Below are 26,861 nucleotides of genomic sequence, written 5' to 3'. Positions count from 1 at the left end.
ACTTAGGAGAAAATTATGGCGAAGAAAGTAAGTGGTTACATTCGTCTGCAAGTTAAAGCGGGCGAAGCGAATCCAAGTCCGCCAGTTGGGCCCGCGTTGGGACAGCATGGCCTTAATATCATGGAGTTCTGTAAAGCATTTAATGCGGAAACACAAAATATCGAAAAGGGCTTATCCGTTCCTGTGATCATTACAGTATATGCTGATCGCAGTTTTTCCTTTGTTACTAAGACACCGCCAGCTTCTGTTCTACTGAAAAAATTTGTGTTGAAAGGAAAAAGCGGAAGTGCTCGACCCAACACAGAAAAAGTTGGAAAAGTAACGCGTGCGCAATTGGAAGAAATCGCCAAAATGAAGGCGCCGGATCTCAGCGCAGCGGATCTTGAGGCTGCTGTCCGTACCATTACCGGGACTGCGCGTAGCATGGGTATTGATGTGGAGGGGGTAGAATAATGCCAAAGCACACAAAAAGACAAAAATTAGCGGCAGAAAAGGTCCAACCTGAAAAGGTCTATTCTCTAACAGAAGCTCTTAAATTAGTTAAAGCTTGTGCAACCGCCAAATTTAAAGAAAGTGTCGATGTCGCCATTAATCTCGGTGTTGATTCCCGTAAATCGGATCAAGCAGTTCGGGGATCTACTATATTGCCCCATGGAACTGGCCGAAGTGTGAGAGTGGCCGTCTTTGCCCAAGGCGATAAGGCGGATAAAGCTAAAGAAGCGGGTGCTGATATTGTGGGAATGGATGATTTAGCTGAACAAATTCAATCCGGAAATATTGATTTCGATATAGTAATTGCTACTCCGGAAATAATGCGTGTAGTTGGGAAATTGGGTCAAATCTTAGGTCCTCGTGGCCTAATGCCTAATCCTAAAGATGGGACCGTGACTGCTGACGTGGTCACAGCGGTTAAGAACGCCAAACACGGACAAGTTCGCTATCGTACTGATAAAAATGGTATTATTCACTGCACGATCGGAAAGGTCGATTTTGAAGAAAAAGCGCTAGAAGAAAATTTATTAGCCTTGTTAGCGGATGTTAAGAGAGCCAAACCCAGCACTGCCAAAGGAACCTATTTAAAGAAATTAACCCTATCGAGCACGATGGGGCCGGTTGTGGTTGTAAATCGAACGACAATAGGATAAATCCCCTCGTCCTTCTCTCTACTAGCGAGGAGAAGACGAAAGGAATTCTCTCTGCTTAAGGGGAGAGGAGAGGGTTAGGTGAGGAAAATAACAGATTTTGCGGTAGACCTCATTTATTGAGGTCCAACCGTCGAAGACTGCGGGTGCAAATGCCTAAAAACTTAAGCATTTTTTAGGTTGCCCACGCAGACGGTAGCCGCCTCAAAGGTTGACACCGAAAGGATGGAAATAGCAAAGAGCTATTTCTTAATTAGTAATAACTGGAGAAGAGACAGTGGCTTTAAATCTCGAACAGAAAAAGGCAATTGTCGCAGAATTATCAGACATTGCCCAGCAAGCAATCTCGGTGGTGGTTGCGGATTACCGTGGACTAACCGTCTCGGAAATGTCGGAGTTGCGAAAAACGGCTCGTAACGCTGGGGTAACTATGCGGGTATACCGTAACACTCTTGCACGTCGTGCATTTAAAGAGACGCCCTATGCCTGTCTCGATAAAGTCTTGACCGGGCCTATTGTGTTGTTTTTTTCACAACAGGAGCCGGGTGCTGCTGCTCGTTTGATCGAAAAATTCATTAAGGAACATGAACAACTGGAAGTAAAAGCCTTGGCGTTTGGAGCAGAGTTACTATCGGCAGATAAATTAAAAGCCGTTGCCCAACTCCCTTCACGTGAAGAAGCTTTAAGTCAGTCGGCGGCTGTTTTGTTGGCCCCGGTGACTAAATTTCTTCGTGCGCTTAATGAGCCTGTTGCTCAGGTTGTTCGCGTAGTGGCTGCGATTCAAGATCAAAAGAAAGCGGCGTAATTTGCAATCCATTTAATCTTTTGGAGTAAATGACAATGGCTCAAATAACGAAAGAAGATATTTTAGAAGCAGTATCCAACATGAGTGTGATGGACGTGGTTGATTTGGTAAAAATGATGGAAGAAAAATTTGGTGTTTCAGCTCAAGAGGCAGTAGCCTTTTCAGGGCCTATGACAGCTGGGGGCGAAGCGGCTGCGGCGGAAGAAAAAACCGAATTTAATGTAAAAATGACCAGCTTTGGTGGTAACAAAATTGGTGTCATTAAAACGATCCGTAGTATTACCGGATTGGGTTTAAAAGAAGCTAAGGATCTCGTTGAATCTGTCCCAAGCGTTGTTAAGGAAGGTGTTAACAAGGAAGGAGCTGAAAAAATTAAGAAAGAACTTGAAGAGGCAGGTGCTAAGGTCGAACTTGAGTAGTTGGCTAGTAGACACTAATCGAAGGCATATCCAATTCACGTCGTCTTTGCGAGAGCAAAAATTCAGAGAATGGGAATGTTTTTTTGTTTTAGAAAATTAGAAAATCTGGGTCTCGCTGGTGCGAGATTGACGTAAAGACTAGTAACAAAATATTCTACTTATAAAAATGAGGTGTGTTCATGGCGCAAGCGAATGTTAGAAGCAGAAATTCAGCCGCGATTTCTTATGCTGAGAAAAAGCGTGCACGCGTCAACCTAGGAAAACGCGAAGTTGAGGTATTAAAAACGCCTTATTTATTAGAAACGCAAATAGAATCTTATCGTACTTTCTTGCAAAAGGATGTAGCGCTCGAACACAGGCAAGATATAGGTTTACATGCCGCCTTTAAGTCCGTGTTCCCTATTTCCAGTTATTCTGGTCATGCGGAATTGGAATATGTGGGTTATAGTTTGGGTGAAGAGCCCATCTTCGATGTAGAAGAATGTAAGTTACGAGGCTTAACCTACGCTGCTCCTCTGAAAGTGAATATGCAGTTAGTCATTTACGACAAGGATGCACCTCCAGGCAAAAAAGTCATCAAGGATATCAAAGAACAAGAAGTTTATATGGGCGAAATTCCATTAATGACAGAAACGGGGAGTCTTATAATTAATGGAACTGAGCGAGTAGTTGTTTCCCAATTACATCGATCTCCTGGGATTTTCTTTGAGCATGATAAAGGTAAGACACATTCTTCTAGAAAATTATTATATTCAGCTCGAATTATTCCTTATCGCGGTTCGTGGTTGGATTTTGAGTTTGATCCCAAAGACTGTTTATTTATGCGGATTGATCGACGCCGTAAATTACCAGCGACAGTGGTTTTAAGAGCGTTAGGTTATGATACCGAACAAATCCTCGATATGTTTTATGAGACAAATACTTTCCATCTCAATAAAGAAAATGTCACTTTAGAATTAGTGCCGCAGCGATTGCGTGGTGAATTAGCAGCAGTGACTATAAAAGACAAAAAAGGGAAAATAATTGTTGAAGCTAATCGTCGAATTTCCGCACGGCATATTCGCTTGATTGAAAAAGCTGGAATAAGCGAACTTGAGCTGCCCGATGAATATTTATATGGCAAAGTCATTGGTAAAGCTGTTATTGATGAAGAAACGGGAGAAGTAATTGCTCAAGCTAACGAAATTATTACGCCCGATTTATTAAAGAAATTCCGAGCTCAAAATATTTCTTCGTTGCATACATTATATATCAACGAAATTGAATGTGGACCCTATATTTCTGATACCTTGAGGTTGGATAACACCAATAACCAATTAGAGGCTTTAGTAGAAATTTATCGCATTATGCGCCCAGGTGAACCACCCACCAAAGAAGCTGCTGAAAGCTTATTCGAGAATTTATTTTTCTCACCGGAGCGTTATGATTTATCCGCTGTGGGTCGAATGAAATTTAATCGCCGCGTCGGACGAAAAGAATTAACGGGATCAGGAATTTTATTTAAAGAAGATGTAGTAGATGCGTTACGTGTTCTTGTTGATATTCGAGATGGAAAAGGAGATGTGGATGACATTGACCATTTAGGGAATCGACGCATCCGGAGTGTAGGCGAAATGGCTGAAAACCAATTTCGTGTGGGATTGGTTCGCGTTGAGCGAGCCGTAAAGGATAGATTGAGCTTAGCGGATATCGAAAACTTAATGCCCCAAGATTTGGTAAATGCAAAGCCTGTGTCAGCGGCAATAAAGGAATTTTTTGGTTCGAGCCAATTATCACAATTTATGGATCAAAATAATCCGTTATCTGAAGTAACCCATAAACGCCGAGTGTCTGCTTTAGGGCCGGGCGGATTAACACGGGAGCGAGCAGGTTTCGAAGTGCGAGATGTGCACCCCACCCATTATGGGCGAGTCTGCCCTATTGAGACTCCTGAGGGACCTAATATTGGTTTAATTAATTCGTTGGCGGTATTTGCGCGTGCAAATGAGTATGGCTTTTTAGAAACGCCTTACCGAAAAGTGATTGACGGAGTGGTTACCGATGAAACGGAATATTTATCAGCTATTGAAGAGGGCGATTATTATATTGCACAAGCGAATACTAATGTCGATGGAAATGGCCGCATGGTGGATGAATTAATTTCATGCCGTTATAAAGGGGAATTTACTCTTACAACACCGAATAAGGTGAACTATGTGGATGTTTCACCGCGGCAAATTGTTTCTGTGGCAGCTGCCTTGATTCCCTTCCTAGAACATGACGATGCTAACCGGGCATTGATGGGTTCGAACATGCAACGTCAAGCGGTACCTACAATTCGACCAGAAACGCCCTTAGTAGGAACTGGAATGGAACGTACTGTGGCCGTAGAGTCTGGAGTCACGGTGGTTGCTAAACGCAGTGGTATTGTAGACTCCGTTGATGCTTCACGTATCGTGGTTCGGATAGATTTAGAGGAAGTGGATGAAGATGATATTGGGGTCGATATTTACAATTTGACTAAATTCACCCGCTCCAATCAAAACACCTGTATTAATCAACACCCAATCGTGGAAGTTGGTGATCGTGTACAAAAAGGGGATGTATTGGCTGACGGTCCTTCTACAGATATTGGTGAGTTGGCATTGGGGCAAAATTTATTAGTTGCTTTCATGCCTTGGAACGGTTACAACTTTGAAGATTCCATTCTAATTTCCGAACGATTAGTAGAAGAAGATCGATTCACGACGATTCATATTCAAGAATTTACCTGCATTGCTCGCGATACCAAATTAGGCCCAGAAGAAATTACGGCGGATATTCCCAATATCGGAGAGAGTGCGTTAGCAAAGTTGGATGAATCCGGAATTGTGCATATGGGAGCTGAAGTGGGACCGGGAGACATCCTAGTCGGGAAGGTAACTCCTAAAGGTGAAACTCAGCTTACGCCGGAGGAAAAATTACTGCGAGCTATTTTTGGTGAAAAAGCATCAGACGTAAAAGACACTTCTTTACGAGTTACTCCTGGAATTACAGGTACCGTTATTGACGTTCGTATTTTTACTCGCGAAGGGATGAAGAAAGACGAACGTGCCTTAGATATTGAAAAAGCTGAGCTTGCGAAGGTGGAAAAAGATTTAAATGATCAACTTCGCGTACGTGAAGATGCTTTGTTCGAAAACTTGGAAAAGCTTCTTGTCAATCAAGTGGCCGCTGGTGGTCCACTTAAATTGGCAAAAGGCACAAAAATTAGCAAAGCTTATTTGGCCGAATTACCTCAACAAAAGTGGTTTGAAATTGAATTGCATGATGACAATGCAACGAAACGTCTCGAAGCTACTCATGAACACTATGAGGAACTTCATAAAGTACGTGACGAAAAACTCAAAGACTTCCGTCAGAAATTGACTCAAGGTGGCGATTTAGCACCCGGCGTCATCAAGATAGTGAAGGTTTATTTAGCAGTTAAACGTCGTATTCAACCTGGCGATAAAATGGCAGGGCGTCATGGAAATAAAGGGGTTATCTCTACCATCGTTCCAGTCGAAGATATGCCTTATTTAGAAGACGGTACGCCCGTAGATATCGTGCTTAATCCCTTAGGTGTTCCTTCCCGGATGAATATTGGCCAGGTGCTCGAAACTCATTTGGGATGGGCGGCAAAGGGCTTGGGGATTAAAATTGGTGAGTTGATCGATCAAGGCGTTGATGCAAAACAATTGCGTAAAATCCTTAAGCCGATTTATGACTTAAGCAAGACCCAAAAATTTAATCTGGAGGTTTTAAACGATGAAGAAGTTACTACTTTAGCTAAGAATCTGCGAAAGGGTGTGCCCATATCGTCACCAGTATTCGATGGTGCCACGGAAGAAGAAATAAAGCATTTATTAGAGATGGCGGGTCTTCCTACCTCAGGTCAAGCCCATCTGTATGATGGGCGAACCGGAAAAAGATTCGATCGGGCTGTCACTGTAGGATACATGTATATGTTGAAGCTTAATCACCTAGTAGATGACAAGATGCATGCTCGTTCTACGGGTTCTTATAGCCTGGTAACCCAGCAACCCTTGGGTGGTAAAGCTCAATTTGGTGGACAAAGATTCGGAGAAATGGAGGTTTGGGCATTGGAAGCTTATGGGGCTGCTTACACATTGCAGGAAATGCTAACTGTGAAGTCCGATGATGTCACTGGTCGCACTCGTATGTATAAAAATATTGTCGATGGCGATCACCGGATGGATGCTGGGATGCCAGAATCCTTTAACGTTCTGATAAAAGAAATCCGTTCGTTAGCTATTGATATTAATTTAGAAAATGATTAACGTTAATCGGGAGAACTGTCTTGAGAGACCTATTAAAACAGCTAAAAAGTGAAAACCACGCAGCTGAATTCGATGCACTGCGCATCAAGCTGGCATCTCCAGAAGAGGTTCGCTCGTGGTCGTACGGCGAAGTAAAAAAACCAGAAACAATTAATTATCGAACTTTCAAACCTGAACGCGATGGTTTGTTTTGTGCCAAAATTTTCGGTCCTATTAAAGACTATGAATGCTTATGCGGAAAGTATAAACGCCTCAAGCATCGCGGTGTGATTTGTGAAAAATGTGGGGTGGAAGTTACCCTGGCTAAAGTACGACGGGATCGAATGGGTCACATCGAACTTGCTTCGCCTGTGGCTCATATTTGGTACCTCAAGTCGTTACCTTCCCGTATTGGTTTACTCCTCGATATGACTCTGCGCGATATTGAACGTATTCTTTATTTTGAAGCATACGTAGTCGTAGATCCGGGGATGACGGAATTGGAGCAGAGGCGATTACTTTCGGAAGAAGCTTATCTCGATGCCTTAGAAGAATATGGCGACGAATTTACCGCACTTATGGGTGCAGAAGCTATTCAACGATTGTTGCGTGATATCGATGTTGCTGCAGAAGTTGAAGCGTTACGTGCCGAAATGCTGACCACTACTTCCGAAACGAAAATGAAAAAACTCACTAAACGTCTTAAAGTCTTAAGTGCGTTTTTGGAGTCGGGAAATAAGCCGGAGTGGATGATATTAACTGTATTACCTGTTTTACCTCCGGATTTACGGCCCTTGGTTCCGTTGGATGGTGGGCGTTTTGCTACTTCTGATTTGAACGACCTTTATCGTCGAGTGATTAATCGAAATAACCGATTAAAACGTCTATTGGATCTCAATGCGCCTGATATCATTGTGCGCAATGAAAAACGAATGCTTCAAGAAGCCGTAGACGCTTTTCTGGACAATGGTCGCCGTGGACGGGCTATTTTAGGGTCCAACCGTCGTCCTTTGAAATCTTTAGCGGACATGATTAAGGGTAAATCGGGGCGTTTTCGTCAAAATCTTCTTGGTAAACGTGTGGATTATTCAGGTCGTTCAGTTATTGTGGTAGGTCCGACATTGAAACTCCATCAAGCCGGCTTGCCAAAGAAAATGGCATTGGAATTATTCAAACCCTTTATCTTTAGTAAATTACAGCGACGAGGTTTAGCCACCACTATTAAAGCGGCTAAAAAAATGGTGGAAAGTGAAGTTCCCGAAGTCTGGGACATTCTTGAAGAGGTTATCCGGGAACATCCTATCTTATTGAACCGAGCGCCAACCTTGCATCGCTTAGGTATACAAGCGTTTGAGCCGGTATTGGTAGAAGGGAAGGCAATTCAATTTCATCCCCTCGTTTGTACGGCTTATAACGCAGACTTCGACGGGGACCAAATGGCTGTACACGTCCCGCTCACCTTAGAATCGCAATTAGAAGCGCGTTCATTAATGATGTCCACCAACAATGTCTTACATCCTGCAAACGGTGAACCGATTATTGTTCCCACCCATGACGTGGTGTTGGGTCTTTACTACATCACTCGGGATCGTGTTAATGCGAAAGGCGAAGGTATGAAGTTTGCTGACGTGGACGAGGTGGTCCGTGCTTATGAGAATAGACAAGTGGATTTACATGCGCGCGTCGATGTTCGAATTAAAGAAAGTGTTTTGGATGAAGCGGGCAATATGGAAGAGAGTGAGCGCTTGGTTAATACTGCCGTAGGGAGGATTTTATTATGGCAGATTGTTCCAAAGGGATTACCTTTTACGTTAATTGATCAGCCAATGACTAAGAAGGCGGTGACCAAATTATTGGATATTTGCTATCGGAATTTAGGTCTCAAAACTACTGTCATTTTTGCAGATAATTTAATGTACATGGGCTTCCGCTATGCAACTTATTCTGGTATTTCGATCGGCGTGAATGATCTTGTAGTTCCGCATGAAAAAGAAGCCATCATTTCTAGGGCCGAAGAAGAAGTCCAAGAAATTCAAAAGCAATATGCTTCTGGCTTGGTGACTTATGGGGAGCATCGCAACAAAGTGATTGATATCTGGTCGCGAACTAATGATCAAGTCGCTAAAGCCATGATGGAAAAAATTGCTATGGAAAAAGTAAAAGATGCTCAAGGCAAAGAAGTAACACAAAGCTCGTTTAATTCTATCTACATGATGTCCGATTCCGGTGCGCGAGGTTCTGCAGCACAAATCCGTCAGTTGGCGGGGATGCGGGGATTAATGGCAAGACCTGACGGTACCATTATCGAAACCCCTATCACAGCTAATTTCCGTGAAGGGTTAAATGTTTTGCAGTACTTCATTTCCACCCACGGTGCCCGTAAGGGCTTAGCCGATACGGCCTTGAAGACGGCAAACTCGGGATATTTGACTCGACGACTCGTTGACGTCGCACAAGATTTGGTTATTACAGAATACGATTGTGGGACTGATCAAGGCATTGAGATGATGCCTCACATCGAAGGAGGCGATGTTGTTGAGCCTCTCCGAGAACGTGTTCTGGGACGAGTTTTAGCGAAATCCGTTAACGATCCTAAATCGAAAAAAGAGTTAATGGCTGAAGGTACCCTTCTGGATGAAAAACTGGTCGATATCTTAGAAGAACACAACGTGGATCGGGTTATGGTACGTTCTGCAATTACGTGTGAAACAGCCTATGGCATTTGTTCGATGTGCTATGGACGCGATCTTGCTCGTGGACACATGGTAAATGTAGGGGAAGCTATCGGTGTGGTGGCCGCTCAATCAATCGGTGAGCCAGGAACTCAATTAACCATGCGGACGTTCCACATCGGGGGGGCTGCTTCCCGAGCAACGGCTGCTAACAGCATCGAAGTAAAGTCTGCTGGGAAAATTAAGCTGCGCAATTTAAAGACGGTGGAACAAGCCAATAGCAATTTAGTGGCAGTTTCACGTTCGGGAGAATTAGTCGTCCAAGATACTCAAGGTGGAGAGCGTGAGCATTACAAAGTTCCTTATGGTGCGACGATTAGTGTACGTGATGATGATTTGGTAAAAGCTGGCCAAGTCGTGGCTCAATGGGATCCTCATACGCATCCTATTATCACGGAAGTAGCAGGTACCTTGCGCTTCGTTGATTTAGTGGATGGTGTCACAATGAATCGGCAAACGGATGAATTGACAGGTCTTAGCAGTATCGTAGTGGCTTCCACCAAGCAACGCACTACCGGAGGTAAAGAGCTTCGTCCCATGGTTAAGCTGGTGGATGAAAATGATAACGATCTCTTTTTACCGGGGGGTAAAGTTCCGGCGCATTATTTCTTGCCGGAAGGGACTATTCTTACGAAAGAAGATGGTTCTACAGTCCAAATTGGGGATGTCCTTGCGCGTATTCCTCAAGAAACTTCCAAAACCCGAGATATTACTGGGGGATTGCCACGAGTAGCTGATCTCTTTGAAGCTCGTCGACCCAAAGATGCTGCTATTTTGGCCGAAATCTCTGGTGTAGTTAGTTTTGGTAAGGATACCAAAGACAAAGGGCGTTTAATTATTAGCACTCCAGATGGTACTACCCATGAGGAACTGATTCCTAAATGGCGTCACGTAAGTGTCTTTGAAGGGGAGACGGTAGAAAAGGGTGAAGTGATTGCAGATGGCCCTCCAGATCCACACGATATTTTGCGCTTGTTGGGAGTGAATGCGCTGGCGAACTATATCGTTAATGAAGTACAGGAAGTTTATCGATTACAAGGGGTAAAAATTAACGATAAACACATCGAAGTGATCATCCGTCAGATGTTACGTAAGGTTAAAATTGTCGAGCCGGGTGAAACAGAATTTCTCCAAGATGAGCAGGTTGAACGACCTCGTGTACGAGAGGAAAATGAAAAAATTATTCAAAAGGATGGGCGGACGGCGAAAGTAGAACCTATTTTACTGGGAATCACAAAAGCTTCTTTAGCTACCGAGTCTTTCATCTCGGCAGCATCCTTCCAAGAAACGACCCGCGTGTTGACGGCTGCTTCAGTAGGTGGAAAACGCGACGATCTTCGAGGCCTCAAAGAGAACGTAATTGTTGGGCGTCTAATTCCTGCCGGGACTGGATTTAGCTACCATCAAAAACGTCGGCAGAAAGAAGAAAAAGTAATGGAAGGGAGTAAGGAAGAAAAAGGTGTGACTGCCACTGAAGCTGAAAAAGCTTTGAGTGCAGCATTTAAATCCGAAGAAGTGAAAATAGAATAAAAATAGAATAAGTTCTTTAATTGCTTCGTCTCATCACCATGGGACGATGATGGCGGCTTAGGAAAGAAAGTCGATGTAACATTTTTCGAGTAAGAACGGAAATCATTCGAGAGAGCTAATTTAGCTTGACAGAAATCATTACCTTTATTTATAATCCTCGCTCTGCGTTACGCATTAGTAGTGCAAGAGATTTTTTTTGCTTGGAGAGAGTTTTAATGGCTAGAATCAATCAATTAGTGAGAAAGCCCCGTCGCGTGAAGGTAAAGAAAAGCGACGTTCCGGCATTAGAAGGCTGCCCCCAAAAACGGGGCGTGTGTACTCGGGTATACACCACTACTCCTAAAAAGCCTAATTCAGCTTTACGGAAAGTAGCTCGGGTACGAATTACTAATGGTACTGAGGTCACCGCTTATATCGGAGGCGAAGGCCACAATTTACAAGAGCACTCCGTAGTATTAATCCGAGGTGGCCGTGTAAAAGACTTGCCCGGTGTGCGCTATCACATTGTGCGTGGAAGCTTGGATACAGCGGGTGTTTCAGGGCGACGTCGAGGTCGTTCTAAATATGGTGAAAAAAAACCAAAAGAATAAGTGTGGAGAACTTTAGATGGCACGAAGAAAAGGAGCACCCAAACGGGAAATTTTCCCAGATCCGCTCTTTCGCAGTGAGCTTTTAGCTAAGTTCATAAATACTGTTATACGCAATGGTAAAAAATCGGTAGCAGAAAGTATCGTCTACGGAGCTCTGGATGTCGTAGCAAAGCGTGTGCGTGGTAAGGGGCGCGCTGAGGAAGAAGGTGGAGAAGGGGGCGATAAGGTCGGAGGAGGACCGAAAAAAAAAGGGGGGGGGGAGGAGGATGATATCCGTGTTAATGAAAAAACTCGTGCTGTGGCTTTAGACACATTTAAGAAAGCTTTGGGCAATGTGATGCCTAGTGTGGAAGTAAAATCACGTCGAGTAGGTGGTTCCACCTATCAGGTGCCTGTGGAGATACGAGCAGTTCGACGTCAAGCCTTGGCTATGCGTTGGTTGAGTGAATATGCGAATAAGCGCAATGAAAAGACAATGATTTTACGCTTGGCAAATGAAATCTTGGATGCGGTAGAGAATCGTGGTGGAGCGGTGAAGAAAAAAGAAGACGTTCATCGCATGGCCAAAGCAAACCAAGCATTTGCACATTATCGGTGGTAAGAGAAAACAATGGCAACGTCTAGAGAAATTCCATTAGAACATATCCGCAATTTAGGGATTATGGCGCACATAGATGCAGGAAAAACTACGACGACTGAGCGCATCCTTTACTATACAGGCGTTTCTCACAAAATGGGTGAGGTTCATGAAGGTAGTGCTATCATGGATTGGATGGAGCAGGAGCAAGAGCGGGGTATTACCATTACTTCTGCAGCCACCACTTGTTTTTGGATGGGGATGGATCAGCAATACCCAAAACATCGAGTTAATATTATTGATACACCTGGGCACGTAGATTTCACCATTGAAGTTGAGCGTTCCTTGCGAGTGCTGGACGGAGCGGTTGCTGTTTTCTGTTCTGTGGGCGGGGTAGAACCCCAAAGTGAAACCGTTTGGAGGCAGGCTAATCGCTATGGTGTTCCGCGTTTAGGTTTTGTAAACAAGATGGACCGCGCGGGGGCAAATTTTCTGCGAGTGGTGCAGCAAGTAAAAGAGCGATTGAAGTCCAATCCAGTGCCTATTCAGCTTCCTATTGGCGCAGAAGAAGATTTTCAAGGGGTTGTCGATTTAATTCGAATGAAAGCCATTTATTGGAATGAGGCAGATAAGGGTCGTACCTATGAATTGGCAGACATTCCCGAAGACATGAAATTAGACGCTCAAGAATGGTGTGAAAAAATGGTGGAAACTGCCGCCGAGTCGTCAGAAGAATTAATGGAAAAATATTTAAAAAATGGGGATCTTTCGGAGCAGGAAGTTCGAGAAGGCTTGCGTCGACGTACTTTGGCTAATGAGATTGTGCCGATGTTATGTGGAAGTGCCTTTAAGAATAAAGGGGTACAGGCTTTGTTGGATGCTGTGATTGATTACTTACCTGCGCCTACGGATGTGCCTGCTATTCGGGGTCAGGAAGACGATGGTTCCGAAGGATCGCGTGCCGCTTCTGATGAGGCACCTTTTGGGGCGTTAGCTTTTAAAATTGCCTCCGATCCCTTTGTTGGGACACTAACTTTCTTCCGCGTTTATTCCGGCGTATTAAAATCCGGCGACTCAGTTTATAACCCAGTTAAGCGTAAAAAAGAACGTATTGGGCGTCTCTTACAAATGCATTCCAATTCTCGGGAAGAGATTAAAGAAGTGCACGCGGGCGATATTGCTGCTGCTGTGGGCCTAAAAAATGTTACTACTGGAGATACGCTTTGTGATCAGCAGAGAATTATTACCCTTGAAAAAATGGACTTTCCAGAACCCGTGATCTCAGTGGCTATTGAGCCTAAAACGAAAGCAGATCAGGAGAAAATGGGGGTAGCCTTAGGAAAATTAGCTCAAGAAGATCCATCGTTCCGCGTTCATACCGATGAGGAATCCGGGCAGACCATTATTGAGGGAATGGGTGAGCTACATTTGGAAATTATTGTGGATCGAATGCAGCGTGAATTTAATGTTGCTGCGAATGTTGGGAAGCCTCGCGTGGCGTATCGGGAAACTATTCGAAAAACTATAGAACAAGAAGGGAAATACATTCGCCAAACGGGTGGTCGCGGACAATACGGGCACGTATGGCTTCGGATCGAATCCAAAGAAGCAGGTTCTGGTTTTGAATTTGTAAACGAAATTGTCGGTGGGGTAGTACCCAAAGAATATATCCCCGCTGTGGAAAAGGGTGTCCGGGAACAGATGGAAAACGGGGTTATTGCTGGTTATCCCGTAGTAGACGTAAAGGTAGCTATTTTTGATGGTTCTTACCATGATGTTGACTCCAGCGAAATGGCGTTTAAAATCGCTGGCTCCATGTGTTTCAAGGAGGGAGCTGCCAAGGCACATCCTGTATTACTTGAACCCATTATGAAGGTAGAGGTTCTTACCCCAGAAGAATATATGGGTGATGTCGTCGGCGACCTTAATCGCCGTCGAGGTATGATTCAAGGTATGGATGAAAGTCCTGCGGGTAAAATCGTTGATGTTGAAGTGCCTTTAGCAGAGATGTTTGGTTATGCGACTGATCTTCGTTCGTTAAGCCAAGGGCGTGCGACTTATACGATGGAATTTTTAAAATACGCTGAAGCGCCAACCAATATCGCTGAAGCAATTATTAAACAACAGAGTTGAGTAAGAGAGGTACTCTCCCATGTCTAAGGAAAAATTTGTAAGAGAGAAGCCGCATTTAAATGTAGGGACGATAGGCCATGTGGACCATGGTAAGACGACGTTAACGGCGGCGTTGACGAAGGTGTTATCGGATAAGTTTGGAGGGGAAGTGCGTGCCTTTGATCAGATTGACAATGCACCGGAAGAGCGTGCGCGAGGGATCACGATAGCGACGTCGCATGTGGAGTATCAAAGTGACAAGCGCCACTATGCTCACGTAGATTGCCCGGGGCACGCGGATTATGTGAAGAACATGATCACGGGAGCGGCCCAGATGGATGGGGCGATATTGGTGGTGAGTGCGGCGGATGGTCCGATGCCGCAGACGCGAGAACATATTGTATTGGCGAAGCAGGTAGGGGTTCCGGCGATCGTAGTGTTTTTGAACAAAGCGGACATGGTAGATGACAAGGAGTTGTTGGAATTGGTGGAGATGGAAGTAAGGGATTTATTGGCGAGTTATGATTTTCCGGGCGATGAGACGCCGATTGTAGTGGGTTCGGCGCTGAAGGCGTTGGAAGGAGACAGTGGAGAATTAGGGGTTCCGGCGGTATTGAAGTTAGTAGAGACGATGGACGCGTATTTTGAGGAGCCGCAACGAGAGAAAGACAAGCCCTTTTTGATGCCGATTGAGGACGTATTTTCGATATCGGGTCGTGGGACGGTGGTGACGGGACGAATTGAGCGAGGGATTGTGAAGGTCGGAGATGAGATTGAGATTGTGGGGATCAAGGCGACGACGAAGACGACGTGTACGGGTGTGGAGATGTTCCGCAAGTTATTGGATGAGGGACAAGCGGGAGATAATGTTGGTATTTTGTTGAGAGGGACGAAGCGAGAAGAAGTAGAGCGAGGACAGGTATTGGCGAAGTCTGGGACGATCACACCACATACGACGTTTGAGGCGGAGATTTATGTATTGTCGAAGGAAGAGGGAGGCCGTCATACGCCGTTTTTTAAAGGGTATCGGCCACAATTTTATTTTCGCACGACGGATGTGACGGGGGAGGTATTGAGTCTGCCGGGAGATGTTGAGATGGTGATGCCGGGAGACAATGTGAAGGTGACAGTGAAGTTGATCGCGCCGGTGGCGATGGATGAAGGGTTACGATTTGCGGTTCGGGAAGGCGGACGTACCGTTGGAGCCGGTGTCGTAACGAAAATTATTGAATAATTGTGGAAGCAAATTATGGCAGTCTTTAGTAATAACCAACGTATACGGATTCGATTGAAAGCTTTTGATCATCGGTTGATTGATCGATCTACACGAGAGATTGTTGAAACAGCACGGCGAACGGGTGCAATCATTAAAGGGCCGATTCCGTTGCCTACAAAAATTGAGCGTTATACAGTGTTGATTTCCCCTCACGTAGATAAAGATGCTCGGGATCAATATGAAATTCGAACGCATAAGCGATTGGTAGATATTGTGCAGCCTACTGATAAAACAGTTGATGCATTAATGAAATTAGATTTGGCTGCCGGAGTAGATGTTCAAATAAGTGTTGAATCAGAATCCGCCTAGAACTAGGCTTAGCCTTTTTTATGGCGGTTAGATAATTGGAGAGTAGGCAATGCTTATTGGTTTAGTTGGTCGAAAATGTGGTATGACTCACGTCTTTAAAGAGACGGGAGTTTCTATTCCTGTCACCGTGGTTGAAGTAATGCCTAATCGGGTTACTCAAATAAAAATGGCGAATATCGATGGGTATTGCGCCATCCAAGTGGCTTACGGCAAAAAATCCTCTGCTCGTGTCAATAAGGCAATAGCAGGACATTATGCGAAAAGTGGTGTAGAGGCAGGAGAGGTTATCCGTGAATTTCGTGTGACTGCTGAGGAGTTGGTCAAAGCTAAAATAGGTGATGAGCTCAAAGTGGATATTTTTAAAGAAGGGCAGGCTGTTGATGTGTGGGGTTTAACTCGCGGAAAAGGATTCTCGGGTACTGTAAAGCGCCATAATTTTCGCACTCAGGACGCTACCCATGGAAATTCCTTGTCCCATCGTGCGCCGGGTTCCATAGGTCAATGTCAAACACCAGGGCGTGTGTGGAAAGGTAAAAAAATGGCAGGCCATATGGGAAATATCTACCGTACAGTCCAGAATCAAAAAATTGTTAGAGTTGATGCCGAACGACACCTCCTTTTAATCAAAGGTGCATTGCCTGGTGCTCCTGGTGGCGAGGTGATTATTACGGAATCAACTAAAAAGAGTAAAGGGGATAAGTGATGGAGCTTGCGGTACATTCCTTCGACAAAAAAGAATTAAGAAAAATCGCTGTGGCTGATACTGCCTTCGGAGAGGAATTTAAAGAAGGTTTAGTTCATCAAGTTGTTATTGCCTATTTAGCTAATGCGCGAGCTGGGAGCAAAGCGCAAAAGCCACGAAGTGGGGTTCGGGGAGGTGGAACTAAGCCATGGCGACAAAAAGGGACTGGCCGAGCTCGAGCCGGAAGCATTCGAAGTCCTCTGTGGCGCTGTGGTGGTGTAACTTTTGCAGCAACCCCCCGTGATTTTTCACAAAAAGTGAACCGAAAAATGTATCATCGGGCAATGGTTTCTATTTTGTCCGAATTAATTCGGGGAAAGCGCCTTACTGTAATAGAAAATTTGAAACTGAAAGAGCCTAAAACTCGGGAATTGAAGGGGTTACTGGTAGGCTTAAATATAGAAAAAGCTTTGATCATTCTGGATGGGCAAGATCGCAATATTGAGCTGGCCTCACGAAATATGATTGATGTTACAACTTCTGATTCTATGCGGGTAAATCCCATCAGTCTCGTCGCTGCAGAAAATGTATTGATTACGGTAGATGCTCTGAAAAAACTTGAGGAGAGATTGTCGTGAATCAAGAGAGATTATTAAAAATTCTTATGGCTGCTCACGTATCAGAAAAGAGTGCTTTAATTAGCGGTCAACATGTATTTGAAGTAACAGCGGGTGCAACGAAATCCCAAATTAAGTCCGCTGTGGAAAATCAATTTAATGTCGCAGTAAAGGCAGTGCGCATTTGCAATGTTAAAGGAAAAGCTACACGATTTCGACAAGTGCGCGGCCGGCGTAAGAATTGGAAAAAGGCGTACGTTACATTAGTACCAGGCAATGAAATTGATATTGTAGCTGGCGAATAAGAGTTGGAGTGAATAAGAAAATGGCTTTATTAAAAACAAAACCCACGTCACCCGGACGACGCTTTGTTGTCAAGGTTGTACACCCGGACTTGCATAAAGGTAACCCGTATACACCGCTGGTAGAAAGTAAAAAGCGTATTAATTGCCGTAACAATCAGGGGCGCATTACTGTGCGTCATCGCGGCGGTGGACATAAACGCCATTATCGCATTATTGACTTTAAACGGGATAAGGGAGGGGAAGGTACTGTAGAACGATTGGAATATGACCCGAATCGCAGTGCTCATATTGCCTTAATTTTATTCCAGGATGGGGAGCGTCGTTACATTATAGCTCCCAAAGGGCTCCATAAAGATTCCCGAGTGGCTTCAGGAAAAGATGCTCCAATTAGACCGGGTAATTGTTTGCCATTGCAGAATATCCCCTTAGGGACTACTATTCATAACCTTGAATTAAAACCGGGAAGAGGGGCGCAACTTATTCGGAGCGCAGGTACTTCTGCTCAATTAGCAGCCAAAGAGGGAATTTACGCCATTGTTCGGATGCGTTCTGGCGAGATGCGAAAGGTTTTAGCAAGTTGCCGTGCTTGTGTGGGAGAAGTATCTAACTCGGAACATAATTTACGTTCCCTGGGTAAAGCGGGTGCCAAACGTTGGCGTGGACGCCGACCTACTGTTCGTGGTGTGGCCATGAATCCAGTAGATCATCCTCATGGAGGGGGCGAGGGCAAGACTTCAGGCGGTCGCCATCCGGTTTCTCCAACAGGTAAACCGACGAAAGGCTATAAGACTCGTCGTAATAAACGTACGACTAATATGATCATTCGTGATCGGCGCAAGAAATAAAATAAGAGGTAAGGCGGTGCCAAGATCAACAAATAAAGGCCCCTTTGTGGACCACCATCTCTTAAAGAAAGTGGAACAAGCACAAAAAGAAGGCAGCAAGCGGCCTATTAAGACCTGGTCGCGGCGCTCTATGGTAACTCCTGAAATGGTCGGGTTAACTATTGCAGTTCATAATGGTCGCCAACATGTGCCTATTTATATTTCGGAAAACATGGTGGGTCATAAGTTAGGGGAGTTCGCCATAACTCGTACCTTTAGGGCTCATTCTGGTGATCGCAAAGTGAAGAAAGAGGGTTAGTGATGGAAGTTAGCGCAAGATTGAAATATGCAGGTATTTCAGCTCAAAAGGTAAGGCTTATAGCTGATCAAGTTCGCGGCTTGCCGGCTGAAAAAGCGGTTGACTTGTTGCGCTTTAGCAATAAAAAAGCGGCGGCTATTATGAAAAAAGTCTTAGATTCCGCTATTGCTAATGCAGAGCATAATGAGGGCGCTGACGTGGATGAATTAAAGGTTTCGACGGTAATGGTTGATGAAGGGCCTGTTGTGGCGCGACGATTTCATTCCCGAGCTCGTGGCCGTGCCAATCGAATTTTAAAGCGCACTTGCCATATTACTGTTAAAGTATCGGATTCTTAAGTGGAGAGCGATTAATGGGTCAAAAAGTTAATCCAATATGCATACGACTTGGTATTACTAGAGGTTGGACATCAAACTGGTATGCGGATAAAAAAGATTTTGCTGATCGGTTAAACGATGATTTACAAGTGCGTCAATTGTTAGAAGAGCGTCTAAAAGGCGCGTCCATTAGTCGAATCCAAATCGAACGTCCAGCTCGTAATGCTAAAATTGCAATTTACTCTGCACGCCTAGGTGTAATCATTGGAAAGCAAGGCGCAGAAATTGACGCTTTACGGGCAGAAATATCAAAGGTAATGAGAGTTCCGGTGCACATTTCCATCGAAGAAATTCGAAAGCCTGAATTAGATGCGAAATTAGTAGCGGAGAATATTGCTCAACAATTAGAGCGGCGAGTTATATTCCGAAGAGCTATGAAACGTGCTGTCCAAAATACTCTTCGTCAGGGTGCTTTGGGAATTAAGATAAGTGTGAGTGGGCGCTTAGGCGGAGCTGAGATCGCTCGTACCGAGTGGTATCGGGAAGGGCGTGTTCCTCTGCATACTTTTCGCGCGGATATCGATTACGCGACGGCTACAGCCAAAACTACCTATGGAACGATCGGGGTAAAGGTATGGATTTTTAAAGGTGAAATCCATACGCCGAAAGCGCAAGTACCAACTGAAGAAATAGCTGTTGAGCAAGTAGCTGAAGAAGAAGTGGAATAGGGGAAACAGGTAAATGCTGCAACCGAGTAACAGAAAATACCGAAAAGACTTTAAAGGCCGGAATCAAGGGGTAGCTCATCGCGGTAATCGTGTTAATTTTGGAGAGTTTGGCCTTAAAGCAATGGCTTGTGCTCAAATTACTGCACGTCAATTAGAGGCGGCACGGCGTGCGCTTTCGCGACATATTAAGCGCGGCGGTAAAATTACTATCCGTATTTATCCGGATAAACCGATTACGAAAAAGCCCTTGGAAGTGCGCCAAGGTAAAGGTAAGGGGAGTGTTGAATATTGGGTGGCACTTGTTCAGCCTGGGCGGATACTTTTTGAGATTGAAGGGGTTGATGAAGCTCTGGCCCGCGAAGCCTTTGCTCGGGCGGCGGCTAAATTGCCTGTGAAATGTATATTTGTTAAACGAACGGTGATGTAATGAAAACCAATGACCTACGTAATAAAACAGAAGCTGAACTCAAAAAAGAGTTTCTGGAGTTGCTGAAAGAGCAATTCAATTTTCGGATGCAAAAAGGTATGGGGGAAGTTCCCCGTCCGCATCTCTATAAAAAGGTGCGCCGTAATATTGCTCGCATTAAGACCCTTTTGAGAGAAAAGGAACGTACAGTATGAGTAAGAATGAAAAAACAGTTCGTACTCTAACGGGAATAGTGGTTAGTAATAAAATGAATGATACTGTTGTTGTATTAGTAGAACGGCAAGTAAAACATCCTAAATATGGGAAGTTCATTAAACGTTCCACGAAAGTTCATGCCCATGATCAGGGCAACAAATGTCAGGAAGGTGAGATCGTAACCGTTCGCGAAACACGTCCTATTTCAAGAACAAAAAGATGGACATTGGTAAAAATTAGAGAAAAAGCGGAAAAGGTGTGAGGAGCCAATCATGATTCAGGCACAATCAGTTGTTGATGTGGCAGATAATAGTGGAGCTAGACGTGTGATGTGTATCAAAGTCTTGGGTGGCTCTAAACGTCGTTACGCAAATATCGGTGATGTCATTAAGGTGAGTATTAAAGAAGCCATTCCCCGGGGGAAAGTAAAAAAAGGGGAAGTAATGAATGCTGTAGTAGTGCGAACCCGTAAGGGTGTCCGACGGGATGATGGTTCAGTGATTCGATTTGATAGTAATGCGGTAGTACTGTTAAACAATCAGTTACAACCGATTGGTACCCGGATTTTTGGGCCAGTGACTCGCGAATTACGAACCGACAATTTTATGAAAATTATTTCATTGGCCTTAGAAGTTTTATAGGTGGAAGCTGATGGCAATGAAGAAAATTAAAAAAGATGACACTGTTGTTGTAATCACAGGAAAAGATAAAGGTCGTCAGGGTAAGGTAGTAAAAGTTCTTCCTAATGGACGCGTGTTGGTGGAAGGCGTAAATCTAGTTAAAAAACATGTAAGGCCTAATCCTAATAAAAATGAGCAGGGTGGGATATTAGAACGGGAATTAGGGATTCATGTTTCTAATGTTGCTATTTATAACCCTACCACCAAAAAACCAGACCGAGTGAGAATTAAAGTATTGGAGGATGGCTCAAAAGTCCGAGTATTTACCTCAAATGGCGAAGTCATTGACGTATAAGGCAAAAAATATGGTAGAACTACAAGAACTCTACAAAAAAACGATTATTCCAACTTTGCAGAAAGAGTTTGGTTTTAAATCAGTGATGGCCGTTCCAGGTATTGAAAAGATTACTTTAAATATGGGTATTGGTGAGGCTGTAGCTGATAAAAAAGTGATTGAACGGGCTATGGAGGATATGATGAGAATTTCGGGACAAAAACCGATTATTACCTATGCACGTAAGTCAGAGGCTGGGTTTAAAATTCGTACTGGATGGCCTATTGGCTGTAAAGTAACCTTGCGCCGAGAACGTATGTATGAATTTTTAAAACGGTTAATTTCGATTGCAATACCTCGTATTCGAGATTTTCGAGGTTTTAATGCTAAGTCATTTGATGGACGAGGTAACTTTAGTCTCGGAATTCGAGAACAAATTGTTTTTCCAGAAATTCAGTACGATAAAATCGATGCTATTCGTGGGATGGATATTACGATCACTACTAGAGCGCGAACCAATGAGGAAGGGCAAGCTTTATTAAAAGCTTTTGGCTTCCCATTAAAAGATTAAGGGTAATTTTATGGCGAAATTGAGTATCATCGAACGAAATAAAAGACGTATTCAACAATCTCAAAAGGCGCGAAAAAAACGCTTTGAATTAAAAAAAATTATTAAAAAGGGCACTCCAGAAGATCAAGAGTTAGCTTTATTGAAATTGCAAAAAAGTCCTCGTAATGAGTCCGAAGTTCGAGTGAGACATCGATGTCGAGAATGTGGCCGGCCCTGTGGCACATTTAAAAAATTTGGGTTGTGTCGAATTCATTTGCGGGAAGCTGCGGTGAGGGGTGATGTACCCGGTTTGAAAAAAGCGAGTTGGTAAAATTATGATGCAAGATCCTATATCCGATATGTTGACACGTATTCGCAATGCACAAGCAGTGGCCAAAAAAGAAGTCGCTATGCCTTCATCAAAATTAAAATTAAGTATTGCGGAGGTGTTGAAGAACGAGGGTTATATTATCGGTTATCGAGAGAAAAACGATCCGATCAAACGAGAGTTAATAATTACCTTGAAATATCACGAAGGGGAACCTGTTATTTCAACTATAAAACGTTTAAGCGGGCCAGCTTTGCGTGTATATAAAGGTAAGGATAAATTACCTAAAGTAAACAATGGCTTAGGTATTGCCATTATTTCAACTTCAAAGGGGGTGATATCTGATCGTGAGGCACGGCGTCGTGGTGAAGGCGGAGAAGTTATTTGTTACGTTAGCTAGGAGAAGAGGTTTATGGTAAGTCGTGTAGCAAAAAATCCGATTAAAATCCCTGATGGTGTTGATATTAAAATTCAGGGACAACTCGTGACGGTTAAAGGTAAGCTGGGTGAACTTACCGAAAGAGTTCATAACGCCGTCAAAGTTACAGAAGGCAATGGTAAACTCCAAATGTTACCAGCGAATGATCTGCCAGAGTCGAATGCGTTAGCAGGAACGACCCGCGCTGTGATCCAAAACATGGTTCGCGGTGTGCATGAAGGATTTCAACGGAAACTGGTGGTGGTAGGGGTTGGTTATCGGGCGAAGGCCCAAGGGAAGACTTTGAATTTAACAGTCGGGTTTTCTCATCCGGTGAACATTAAAATGCCAGAAGGAATTTCCGTGGAAACTCCCAGTACGACTGAAATTATTATCAAGGGAGCTGATTGGCAAGGGGTTTGCCAAGTGGCGGCAAATATTCGTGCGATCCGGCCGCCTGAACCTTATAAAGGTAAAGGCATTCGCTATGATGATGAACACGTGGTTCGTAAAGAGGCTAAGAAGAAATAATGGATAAACGAAAAAAACAACTTCGACGTGCGTGTCGAACAAGGGCGAAAATTAAAGAATTGAATATAGCGCGCTTATGTGTTCACCGCTCGCTCAATCATATTTATGCTCAACTTATTTCTTCCGATGCAAGCATATTAGCTGCTGCATCGACTTTGGAAAAAGAAGTGAAAGGTGAATTAAAGTATGGGGGCAATATCGCAGCAGCTGCGGTGGTCGGTAAGCTTATTGCGGAACGTGCCAAAAAAGCAGGGGTTACGAAAGTGGCTTTCGATCGTAGTGGTTATAAATACCACGGGCGCGTGCGGGCATTGGCAGAAGCAGCACGTGAGGGTGGAATTGAATTTTAAAAGGTGCATCTATGCGTGAAGTGGGTACTGATACGACAACCGATGGTAACCAGGATAAACTGGTTTATGTTCGGCGTACGGCGAAAGTCGTAAAAGGTGGACGCGTGTTTGGTTTTTCCGCATTGGTCGTTGCGGGCGATGGTGAAGGGAAAGTAGGATTTGGCTTGGGGAAAGCGCGAGAAGTTCCAGCCGCTATTCAGAAGGCTACGGAAGACGCTCGTCGAAATATGATTTCTGTGCCGTTAGATGGCAATACGTTAAGTCATCCAGTAAAGGACACCCATGCATCATCAACAGTGTTAATATTGCCTGCTTCGGAAGGAACTGGGGTGATTGCTGGGAACGCAATGCGAGCAGTTTTTGAAGTTATGGGTATTCAAAATGTTTTGGCGAAGTGTATTGGTTCTTCCAATCCGATTAATGTAGTTCGAGCCACTTTCAAAGCTCTCAAGAGCATGGAAACGCCCGAGTCCGTGGCTGAGAAACGTGGAAAAACTATTGAAGAAATTTTGGAGTAAGTTATGGCACAATTGAAAAAGATTCGCGTGACCCTAGTGGGAAGTAAATATGGGCGAAAACTTAATCATCGCAAATGCATAGAAGGTTTGGGATTGCGACGTATGTATCAGACAGTAGAAGTTATTGATACACCTGCTAATCGAGGCATGATTGACAAGGTCTTTTATATGTTAAAGATTGAGGAAGTTTAAAATGCGGCTGAATGTTTTAAAACCGAGTAAAGGGGCACGAAAAAATAAAATGCGGGTAGGTCGGGGAATTGGCAGTGGCAAAGGCAAAACGTGTGGTCGTGGACATAAAGGACAGCATTCTCGCTCTGGTGGTTATCATAAAGTAGGTTTCGAAGGGGGACAAATGCCTCTGCAACGTCGGGTTCCCAAATTTGGGTTCTCTTCGCAAAAGAAATTAATTTCTGCAGAAGTGCGCTTACATGAATTGAATAAAATTCCTGATGATGTGGTTGATATCGATACCCTGAAAGCGGCTAACCTTATTGGTCGTCACGTTAAATACGTTAAAATATTTGCTTCAGGCAAATTAGAAAAACCTGTGACGATTCGTGGTCTGCGAGTAACAAAAGGTGTTAAGGCCGCCGTAGAAGCAGCAGGCGGTAAGGTCAATGGCTAGAACTAAATTCGGGCTACCGTTGTCACAAGGCGGACTAAGGGAATTAAAACGACGTTTGTTGTTTGTATTAATTGGCATCATTGTATACCGATTAGGTGCCTACATTGCTGTTCCCGGACTTGATCCTGCTCGTCTAGCAGCCCTTTTCCACCAACATGAGCTAGGCTTTTGGGGAATGTTCAATATGTTTTCCGGCGGTGCTTTAAGCCGGATGACAATTTTTGCGTTAGGGGTAATGCCCTATATTTCCTCTTCCATAATCATTCAAATGTATAGCCAAATTTCTTCCAAAATGCAGGCCCTTCGTAAAGAAGGGGAAGCCGGTCGTCGAAAAATCAATCAATATACCCGGTATGGCACCGTTATATTGTCCTTATTGCAATCGATTTTTATGACAAAGTGGCTTGCTAGCAGTGGCACAGTAATTAACCCGGATTTCAGCTTCTATTTTACAGCTGTTGTTACTCTAGTAACGGGCACTATGTTCCTTATGTGGTTGGGCGAACAAATGACGGAACGAGGAGTAGGCAACGGAATTTCTTTAATTATTTTTGCGAGTATCGCCTCACGATTTCCTACAGCTATTGGTCAGGTATTTACACAAGTACGTCAAGGTCAAATGTCCATGTTAACTTTAATACTTCTAATTGCAACAGTTATTGCAGTTACTTTGGTGGTCGTCTTTTTTGAACGAGCTCAGCGCCGAATTACTATTAATTACGCCAAACGCCAACAAGGGAGAAAATTATATGCTGCTCAAAGCAGTCATCTTCCCTTAAAAATTAATATGGCGGGGGTTATCCCAGTAATTTTCGCTCAAAGTATTATTTTATTTCCGGGTGCTGTGGCTAAATTTATGGCATCTGTTCGAGGGTTGGGATGGCTGAATAATGTTTCCTTAGCACTTTCAAATGGGCAGCCGGCTTATATTGTGATTTTTGCTATTGCAGTAATCTTTTTTAGTTTCTTCTATACAGCCTTGGTTTTTAACCCAAAAGAAACTGCTGAAAATTTAAAAAAATCCGGGGCATTTATTCCAGGTATTCGACCGGGTGAACAGACAGCGAATTATATTGACAAAGTAATGACTCGATTAACTTTAGTCGGTTCTATCTACCTTGCTTTAGTAGCTTTGCTCCCTCAATTTTTGATTTTAACGTGGAATGTTCCTTTTTATTTTGGAGGCACTTCCTTGTTAATTGTGGTGGTAGTTATTATGGATTTCATAGCGCAAGTGCAGGCTTATTTAATGAGCCATCAATATGAATCCTTAATGAAAAAGTCGGGTATGAAAGGCTCAAAATTTGGGCTTATTCGATAAAGGGGAAGGGGGGAAAGGGGATGAAAGTAAGAGCATCAGTAAAACGAATTTGTCGAAATTGTAAGATAGTTCGGCGGGGGGGCGTCGTGCGAGTAATTTGCAGTGACGCTCGGCACAAGCAACGGCAAAAAGGCGGGAAGTAAGACTTTGCTAGCGATTCCTTCGTTCAGGAGGGGGGTGTCAAACTATAGGTTAGAAAATCGCTAGGGAGTACTTACTGGAGCTGCTAGGAGTGCTCTTCATCCCTTGATTTATCAAGCCATGAAGAGTATGCTTAAACGCTTTTTTGATGAATTATTAATAAGTTGGAGTAAATAACAGAATGCTAGCTCGTATCGCAGGCATTAACCTTCCGATGGAAAAACACGCACGAGTAGCCCTTCAAGCCATTTACGGCGTAGGCAATTCTCGTGCGGTAAAAATTTGCAAAGCAGCGAACATTGATCCCGCTTCCAAAATAAAGGACTTGTCCGAGGTCGAGCTTGATGCTTTACGGAACGAAGTGAGTAAGTTCACGGTGGAAGGAGGGTTAAGACGTAAACGTTCCATGGATATCAAACGGAAGATGGACTTAGGAACCTATCAAGGTATCCGTCATCGTCGTGGACTTCCAGTCCGTGGTCAACGAACCCGTACGAATGGTCGCACGCGCAAAGGTAAACGTAAACCTATACGAACTTGACAAAAAGAAAAAGGTTATTTCATGGCAAAAAAACGTTATCGCAAAGTCAGTGAAGGCATTGCTCATATCAATGCAACATTTAATAACACAAAAATATGTATTTCTGACCTCCAGGGTAATGTATTGTGTTTTAGGTCGGCGGGTGGATCTGGATTCAAAGGTTCGCGTAAAGGAACCCCCTATGGTGCGCAATTAGCTGCCGAAGGAGTGGCTGAAAGAGCCATTCAAGATTTCGGTATGGAGGCTGTTTCTGTCTGTATTAAAGGTCCAGGTGCGGGACGTGATTCTGCTGTTCGAGGATTACGTTCCGCAGGTTTGAAAATTGTTAGTCTCGAAGATCGCACAGCATTACCGCACAATGGCTGTCGACCACGTAAGAAACGACGAGTTTAGGA

At 43.9% G+C, this 26,861-nt stretch carries 36 protein-coding genes; all 36 read left to right on the top strand.

The window, feature by feature from the left end; genetic code table 11:
• The first annotated feature begins 15 nt into the window (after positions 1–15).
• The 36 genes from rplK (at position 16) to rpsK (ending at position 26,859) form a co-directional block, all read left to right on the top strand.
• Entirely contained in the window at positions 16–453 is a 438-nt protein-coding gene (gene rplK / locus CleRt_RS06960; protein WP_048875587.1) for a 50S ribosomal protein L11, read from the top strand.
• Positions 450–1,145, top strand: a complete 696-nt coding sequence (rplA, locus tag CleRt_RS06955) for a 50S ribosomal protein L1 (protein WP_157870973.1) — start codon at positions 450–452, stop codon at positions 1,143–1,145. The genes rplK and rplA overlap by 4 nt, the downstream gene beginning before the upstream one ends.
• Before the next feature lie 274 nt (positions 1,146–1,419).
• Positions 1,420–1,947 (top strand): 50S ribosomal protein L10, encoded by a 528-nt coding sequence (gene rplJ, locus CleRt_RS06950; protein WP_048875585.1) that lies wholly within the window; start codon positions 1,420–1,422, stop codon positions 1,945–1,947.
• Between the two features lie 35 nt (positions 1,948–1,982).
• The gene (rplL, locus tag CleRt_RS06945) at positions 1,983–2,366 is read left to right on the top strand and encodes a 50S ribosomal protein L7/L12 (protein WP_048875584.1); all 384 of its coding nucleotides are present in this window, start codon (positions 1,983–1,985) and stop codon (positions 2,364–2,366) included.
• A gap of 173 nt (positions 2,367–2,539) precedes the next feature.
• The gene (gene rpoB, locus CleRt_RS06940; protein WP_157870897.1) at positions 2,540–6,667 is read left to right on the top strand and encodes a DNA-directed RNA polymerase subunit beta; all 4,128 of its coding nucleotides are present in this window, start codon (positions 2,540–2,542) and stop codon (positions 6,665–6,667) included.
• Between the two features lie 20 nt (positions 6,668–6,687).
• A complete protein-coding gene (gene rpoC / locus CleRt_RS06935; protein WP_048875582.1) occupies positions 6,688–10,908 on the top strand; it encodes a DNA-directed RNA polymerase subunit beta' in 4,221 nt (1,406 codons plus the stop codon).
• 215 nt (positions 10,909–11,123) lie between these two features.
• Positions 11,124–11,498 (top strand): 30S ribosomal protein S12, encoded by a 375-nt coding sequence (gene rpsL, locus CleRt_RS06930; protein ID WP_048875822.1) that lies wholly within the window; start codon positions 11,124–11,126, stop codon positions 11,496–11,498.
• 16 nt (positions 11,499–11,514) lie between these two features.
• Positions 11,515–12,099: a 30S ribosomal protein S7 gene (rpsG, locus tag CleRt_RS06925; protein WP_048875581.1), complete on the top strand. Its 585-nt coding sequence runs from the start codon at positions 11,515–11,517 to the stop codon at positions 12,097–12,099.
• Between the two features lie 9 nt (positions 12,100–12,108).
• Positions 12,109–14,208: an elongation factor G gene (gene fusA, locus CleRt_RS06920; protein WP_048875580.1), complete on the top strand. Its 2,100-nt coding sequence runs from the start codon at positions 12,109–12,111 to the stop codon at positions 14,206–14,208.
• Positions 14,209–14,227: 19 nt separating this feature from the next.
• Positions 14,228–15,421, top strand: a complete 1,194-nt coding sequence (tuf, locus tag CleRt_RS06915; RefSeq protein WP_048875579.1) for an elongation factor Tu — start codon at positions 14,228–14,230, stop codon at positions 15,419–15,421.
• 15 nt (positions 15,422–15,436) lie between these two features.
• Positions 15,437–15,772 carry a 30S ribosomal protein S10 gene (gene rpsJ, locus CleRt_RS06910; protein WP_048875578.1) on the top strand — a complete coding sequence of 112 codons (336 nt, stop codon included), beginning with the start codon at positions 15,437–15,439 and terminating at the stop codon, positions 15,770–15,772.
• A 49-nt stretch (positions 15,773–15,821) separates the two neighbouring features.
• Entirely contained in the window at positions 15,822–16,475 is a 654-nt protein-coding gene (gene rplC / locus CleRt_RS06905) for a 50S ribosomal protein L3 (RefSeq protein ID WP_048875577.1), read from the top strand.
• Positions 16,475–17,092, top strand: coding sequence for a 50S ribosomal protein L4 (rplD, locus tag CleRt_RS06900; RefSeq protein ID WP_048875576.1), 618 nt, complete (start codon positions 16,475–16,477; stop codon positions 17,090–17,092). The genes rplC and rplD overlap by 1 nt, the downstream gene beginning before the upstream one ends.
• Positions 17,089–17,376, top strand: a complete 288-nt coding sequence (gene rplW, locus CleRt_RS06895; RefSeq protein ID WP_048875575.1) for a 50S ribosomal protein L23 — start codon at positions 17,089–17,091, stop codon at positions 17,374–17,376. The genes rplD and rplW overlap by 4 nt, the downstream gene beginning before the upstream one ends.
• Positions 17,377–17,396: 20 nt before the next feature.
• Complete coding sequence (rplB, locus tag CleRt_RS06890; protein WP_048875574.1) at positions 17,397–18,221, top strand: 50S ribosomal protein L2; 825 nt, start codon at positions 17,397–17,399, stop codon at positions 18,219–18,221.
• 16 nt (positions 18,222–18,237) lie between these two features.
• Positions 18,238–18,519, top strand: coding sequence for a 30S ribosomal protein S19 (gene rpsS, locus CleRt_RS06885; RefSeq protein WP_048875573.1), 282 nt, complete (start codon positions 18,238–18,240; stop codon positions 18,517–18,519).
• A gap of 2 nt (positions 18,520–18,521) precedes the next feature.
• Positions 18,522–18,857, top strand: coding sequence for a 50S ribosomal protein L22 (gene rplV, locus CleRt_RS06880; RefSeq protein ID WP_048875572.1), 336 nt, complete (start codon positions 18,522–18,524; stop codon positions 18,855–18,857).
• Between the two features lie 14 nt (positions 18,858–18,871).
• Positions 18,872–19,564, top strand: coding sequence for a 30S ribosomal protein S3 (gene rpsC, locus CleRt_RS06875; RefSeq protein WP_048875571.1), 693 nt, complete (start codon positions 18,872–18,874; stop codon positions 19,562–19,564).
• 13 nt (positions 19,565–19,577) lie between these two features.
• Positions 19,578–19,991 carry a 50S ribosomal protein L16 gene (gene rplP / locus CleRt_RS06870; RefSeq protein WP_048875570.1) on the top strand — a complete coding sequence of 138 codons (414 nt, stop codon included), beginning with the start codon at positions 19,578–19,580 and terminating at the stop codon, positions 19,989–19,991.
• Positions 19,991–20,185: a 50S ribosomal protein L29 gene (gene rpmC, locus CleRt_RS06865; protein WP_048875569.1), complete on the top strand. Its 195-nt coding sequence runs from the start codon at positions 19,991–19,993 to the stop codon at positions 20,183–20,185. The genes rplP and rpmC overlap by 1 nt, the downstream gene beginning before the upstream one ends.
• Complete coding sequence (rpsQ, locus tag CleRt_RS06860) at positions 20,182–20,448, top strand: 30S ribosomal protein S17 (protein ID WP_048875568.1); 267 nt, start codon at positions 20,182–20,184, stop codon at positions 20,446–20,448. Before rpmC ends, rpsQ begins: the two co-directional genes overlap by 4 nt.
• Positions 20,449–20,458: 10 nt before the next feature.
• Positions 20,459–20,827 (top strand): 50S ribosomal protein L14, encoded by a 369-nt coding sequence (gene rplN, locus CleRt_RS06855; RefSeq protein ID WP_048875567.1) that lies wholly within the window; start codon positions 20,459–20,461, stop codon positions 20,825–20,827.
• 10 nt (positions 20,828–20,837) lie between these two features.
• A complete protein-coding gene (gene rplX, locus CleRt_RS06850; protein WP_082160468.1) occupies positions 20,838–21,161 on the top strand; it encodes a 50S ribosomal protein L24 in 324 nt (107 codons plus the stop codon).
• Between the two features lie 10 nt (positions 21,162–21,171).
• On the top strand, positions 21,172–21,711 hold the full coding sequence (gene rplE / locus CleRt_RS06845) for a 50S ribosomal protein L5 (protein ID WP_048875566.1): 540 nt from the start codon (positions 21,172–21,174) through the stop codon (positions 21,709–21,711).
• A gap of 10 nt (positions 21,712–21,721) precedes the next feature.
• Complete coding sequence (gene rpsN, locus CleRt_RS06840) at positions 21,722–22,021, top strand: 30S ribosomal protein S14 (protein WP_048875565.1); 300 nt, start codon at positions 21,722–21,724, stop codon at positions 22,019–22,021.
• A gap of 7 nt (positions 22,022–22,028) precedes the next feature.
• A complete protein-coding gene (gene rpsH, locus CleRt_RS06835; protein ID WP_157870972.1) occupies positions 22,029–22,418 on the top strand; it encodes a 30S ribosomal protein S8 in 390 nt (129 codons plus the stop codon).
• A gap of 12 nt (positions 22,419–22,430) precedes the next feature.
• The gene (gene rplF, locus CleRt_RS06830; protein WP_048875563.1) at positions 22,431–22,967 is read left to right on the top strand and encodes a 50S ribosomal protein L6; all 537 of its coding nucleotides are present in this window, start codon (positions 22,431–22,433) and stop codon (positions 22,965–22,967) included.
• Positions 22,967–23,317, top strand: coding sequence for a 50S ribosomal protein L18 (gene rplR, locus CleRt_RS06825; RefSeq protein ID WP_048875562.1), 351 nt, complete (start codon positions 22,967–22,969; stop codon positions 23,315–23,317). Before rplF ends, rplR begins: the two co-directional genes overlap by 1 nt.
• Before the next feature lie 11 nt (positions 23,318–23,328).
• On the top strand, positions 23,329–23,835 hold the full coding sequence (rpsE, locus tag CleRt_RS06820) for a 30S ribosomal protein S5 (protein ID WP_048875561.1): 507 nt from the start codon (positions 23,329–23,331) through the stop codon (positions 23,833–23,835).
• Between the two features lie 3 nt (positions 23,836–23,838).
• On the top strand, positions 23,839–24,027 hold the full coding sequence (rpmD, locus tag CleRt_RS06815) for a 50S ribosomal protein L30 (RefSeq protein WP_048875560.1): 189 nt from the start codon (positions 23,839–23,841) through the stop codon (positions 24,025–24,027).
• A gap of 1 nt (position 24,028) precedes the next feature.
• Positions 24,029–24,463, top strand: a complete 435-nt coding sequence (gene rplO, locus CleRt_RS06810; RefSeq protein WP_048875559.1) for a 50S ribosomal protein L15 — start codon at positions 24,029–24,031, stop codon at positions 24,461–24,463.
• The gene (secY, locus tag CleRt_RS06805; RefSeq protein WP_048875558.1) at positions 24,456–25,784 is read left to right on the top strand and encodes a preprotein translocase subunit SecY; all 1,329 of its coding nucleotides are present in this window, start codon (positions 24,456–24,458) and stop codon (positions 25,782–25,784) included. The genes rplO and secY overlap by 8 nt, the downstream gene beginning before the upstream one ends.
• A gap of 20 nt (positions 25,785–25,804) precedes the next feature.
• Positions 25,805–25,927: a 50S ribosomal protein L36 gene (rpmJ, locus tag CleRt_RS09360; protein WP_082160467.1), complete on the top strand. Its 123-nt coding sequence runs from the start codon at positions 25,805–25,807 to the stop codon at positions 25,925–25,927.
• A gap of 103 nt (positions 25,928–26,030) precedes the next feature.
• Positions 26,031–26,102, top strand: a complete 72-nt coding sequence (locus CleRt_RS10370) for a hypothetical protein (RefSeq protein WP_157870971.1) — start codon at positions 26,031–26,033, stop codon at positions 26,100–26,102.
• Between the two features lie 4 nt (positions 26,103–26,106).
• Positions 26,107–26,466, top strand: a complete 360-nt coding sequence (gene rpsM / locus CleRt_RS06800) for a 30S ribosomal protein S13 (RefSeq protein ID WP_048875557.1) — start codon at positions 26,107–26,109, stop codon at positions 26,464–26,466.
• Between the two features lie 21 nt (positions 26,467–26,487).
• Positions 26,488–26,859, top strand: coding sequence for a 30S ribosomal protein S11 (gene rpsK, locus CleRt_RS06795; RefSeq protein WP_048875556.1), 372 nt, complete (start codon positions 26,488–26,490; stop codon positions 26,857–26,859).
• Positions 26,860–26,861: the final 2 nt, after the last annotated feature.

Origin of the sequence: Candidatus Coxiella mudrowiae, from assembly GCA_001077715.1 — a bacterium.
GTDB classification, from domain to species: domain Bacteria; phylum Pseudomonadota; class Gammaproteobacteria; order Coxiellales; family Coxiellaceae; genus Coxiella; species Coxiella mudrowiae.
This window is presented reverse-complemented; position numbering and strand designations above follow the sequence as displayed.

Coding starts and splice junctions, on each gene's coding strand:
- rpsH (WP_157870972.1), top strand. CDS start 22,029: ATGCAAGATCCTATATCCGATATGTTGACACGTATTCGCAATGCACAA.
- rpmC (WP_048875569.1), top strand. CDS start 19,991: ATGAAAACCAATGACCTACGTAATAAAACAGAAGCTGAACTCAAAAAA.
- rpsQ (WP_048875568.1), top strand. CDS start 20,182: ATGAGTAAGAATGAAAAAACAGTTCGTACTCTAACGGGAATAGTGGTT.
- rpsC (WP_048875571.1), top strand. CDS start 18,872: ATGGGTCAAAAAGTTAATCCAATATGCATACGACTTGGTATTACTAGA.
- rpsE (WP_048875561.1), top strand. CDS start 23,329: ATGCGTGAAGTGGGTACTGATACGACAACCGATGGTAACCAGGATAAA.
- rpsJ (WP_048875578.1), top strand. CDS start 15,437: ATGGCAGTCTTTAGTAATAACCAACGTATACGGATTCGATTGAAAGCT.
- rplK (WP_048875587.1), top strand. CDS start 16: ATGGCGAAGAAAGTAAGTGGTTACATTCGTCTGCAAGTTAAAGCGGGC.
- rplX (WP_082160468.1), top strand. CDS start 20,838: ATGGCAATGAAGAAAATTAAAAAAGATGACACTGTTGTTGTAATCACA.
- rplR (WP_048875562.1), top strand. CDS start 22,967: ATGGATAAACGAAAAAAACAACTTCGACGTGCGTGTCGAACAAGGGCG.
- rpsM (WP_048875557.1), top strand. CDS start 26,107: ATGCTAGCTCGTATCGCAGGCATTAACCTTCCGATGGAAAAACACGCA.
- rplC (WP_048875577.1), top strand. CDS start 15,822: ATGCTTATTGGTTTAGTTGGTCGAAAATGTGGTATGACTCACGTCTTT.
- rplF (WP_048875563.1), top strand. CDS start 22,431: ATGGTAAGTCGTGTAGCAAAAAATCCGATTAAAATCCCTGATGGTGTT.
- rplO (WP_048875559.1), top strand. CDS start 24,029: ATGCGGCTGAATGTTTTAAAACCGAGTAAAGGGGCACGAAAAAATAAA.
- rpmD (WP_048875560.1), top strand. CDS start 23,839: ATGGCACAATTGAAAAAGATTCGCGTGACCCTAGTGGGAAGTAAATAT.
- rplN (WP_048875567.1), top strand. CDS start 20,459: ATGATTCAGGCACAATCAGTTGTTGATGTGGCAGATAATAGTGGAGCT.
- fusA (WP_048875580.1), top strand. CDS start 12,109: ATGGCAACGTCTAGAGAAATTCCATTAGAACATATCCGCAATTTAGGG.
- rpmJ (WP_082160467.1), top strand. CDS start 25,805: ATGAAAGTAAGAGCATCAGTAAAACGAATTTGTCGAAATTGTAAGATA.
- rpsN (WP_048875565.1), top strand. CDS start 21,722: ATGGCGAAATTGAGTATCATCGAACGAAATAAAAGACGTATTCAACAA.
- rplB (WP_048875574.1), top strand. CDS start 17,397: ATGGCTTTATTAAAAACAAAACCCACGTCACCCGGACGACGCTTTGTT.
- rplL (WP_048875584.1), top strand. CDS start 1,983: ATGGCTCAAATAACGAAAGAAGATATTTTAGAAGCAGTATCCAACATG.
- rplD (WP_048875576.1), top strand. CDS start 16,475: ATGGAGCTTGCGGTACATTCCTTCGACAAAAAAGAATTAAGAAAAATC.
- rplE (WP_048875566.1), top strand. CDS start 21,172: ATGGTAGAACTACAAGAACTCTACAAAAAAACGATTATTCCAACTTTG.
- secY (WP_048875558.1), top strand. CDS start 24,456: ATGGCTAGAACTAAATTCGGGCTACCGTTGTCACAAGGCGGACTAAGG.
- rpsK (WP_048875556.1), top strand. CDS start 26,488: ATGGCAAAAAAACGTTATCGCAAAGTCAGTGAAGGCATTGCTCATATC.
- tuf (WP_048875579.1), top strand. CDS start 14,228: ATGTCTAAGGAAAAATTTGTAAGAGAGAAGCCGCATTTAAATGTAGGG.
- rpsG (WP_048875581.1), top strand. CDS start 11,515: ATGGCACGAAGAAAAGGAGCACCCAAACGGGAAATTTTCCCAGATCCG.
- rpsL (WP_048875822.1), top strand. CDS start 11,124: ATGGCTAGAATCAATCAATTAGTGAGAAAGCCCCGTCGCGTGAAGGTA.
- rplV (WP_048875572.1), top strand. CDS start 18,522: ATGGAAGTTAGCGCAAGATTGAAATATGCAGGTATTTCAGCTCAAAAG.
- rplP (WP_048875570.1), top strand. CDS start 19,578: ATGCTGCAACCGAGTAACAGAAAATACCGAAAAGACTTTAAAGGCCGG.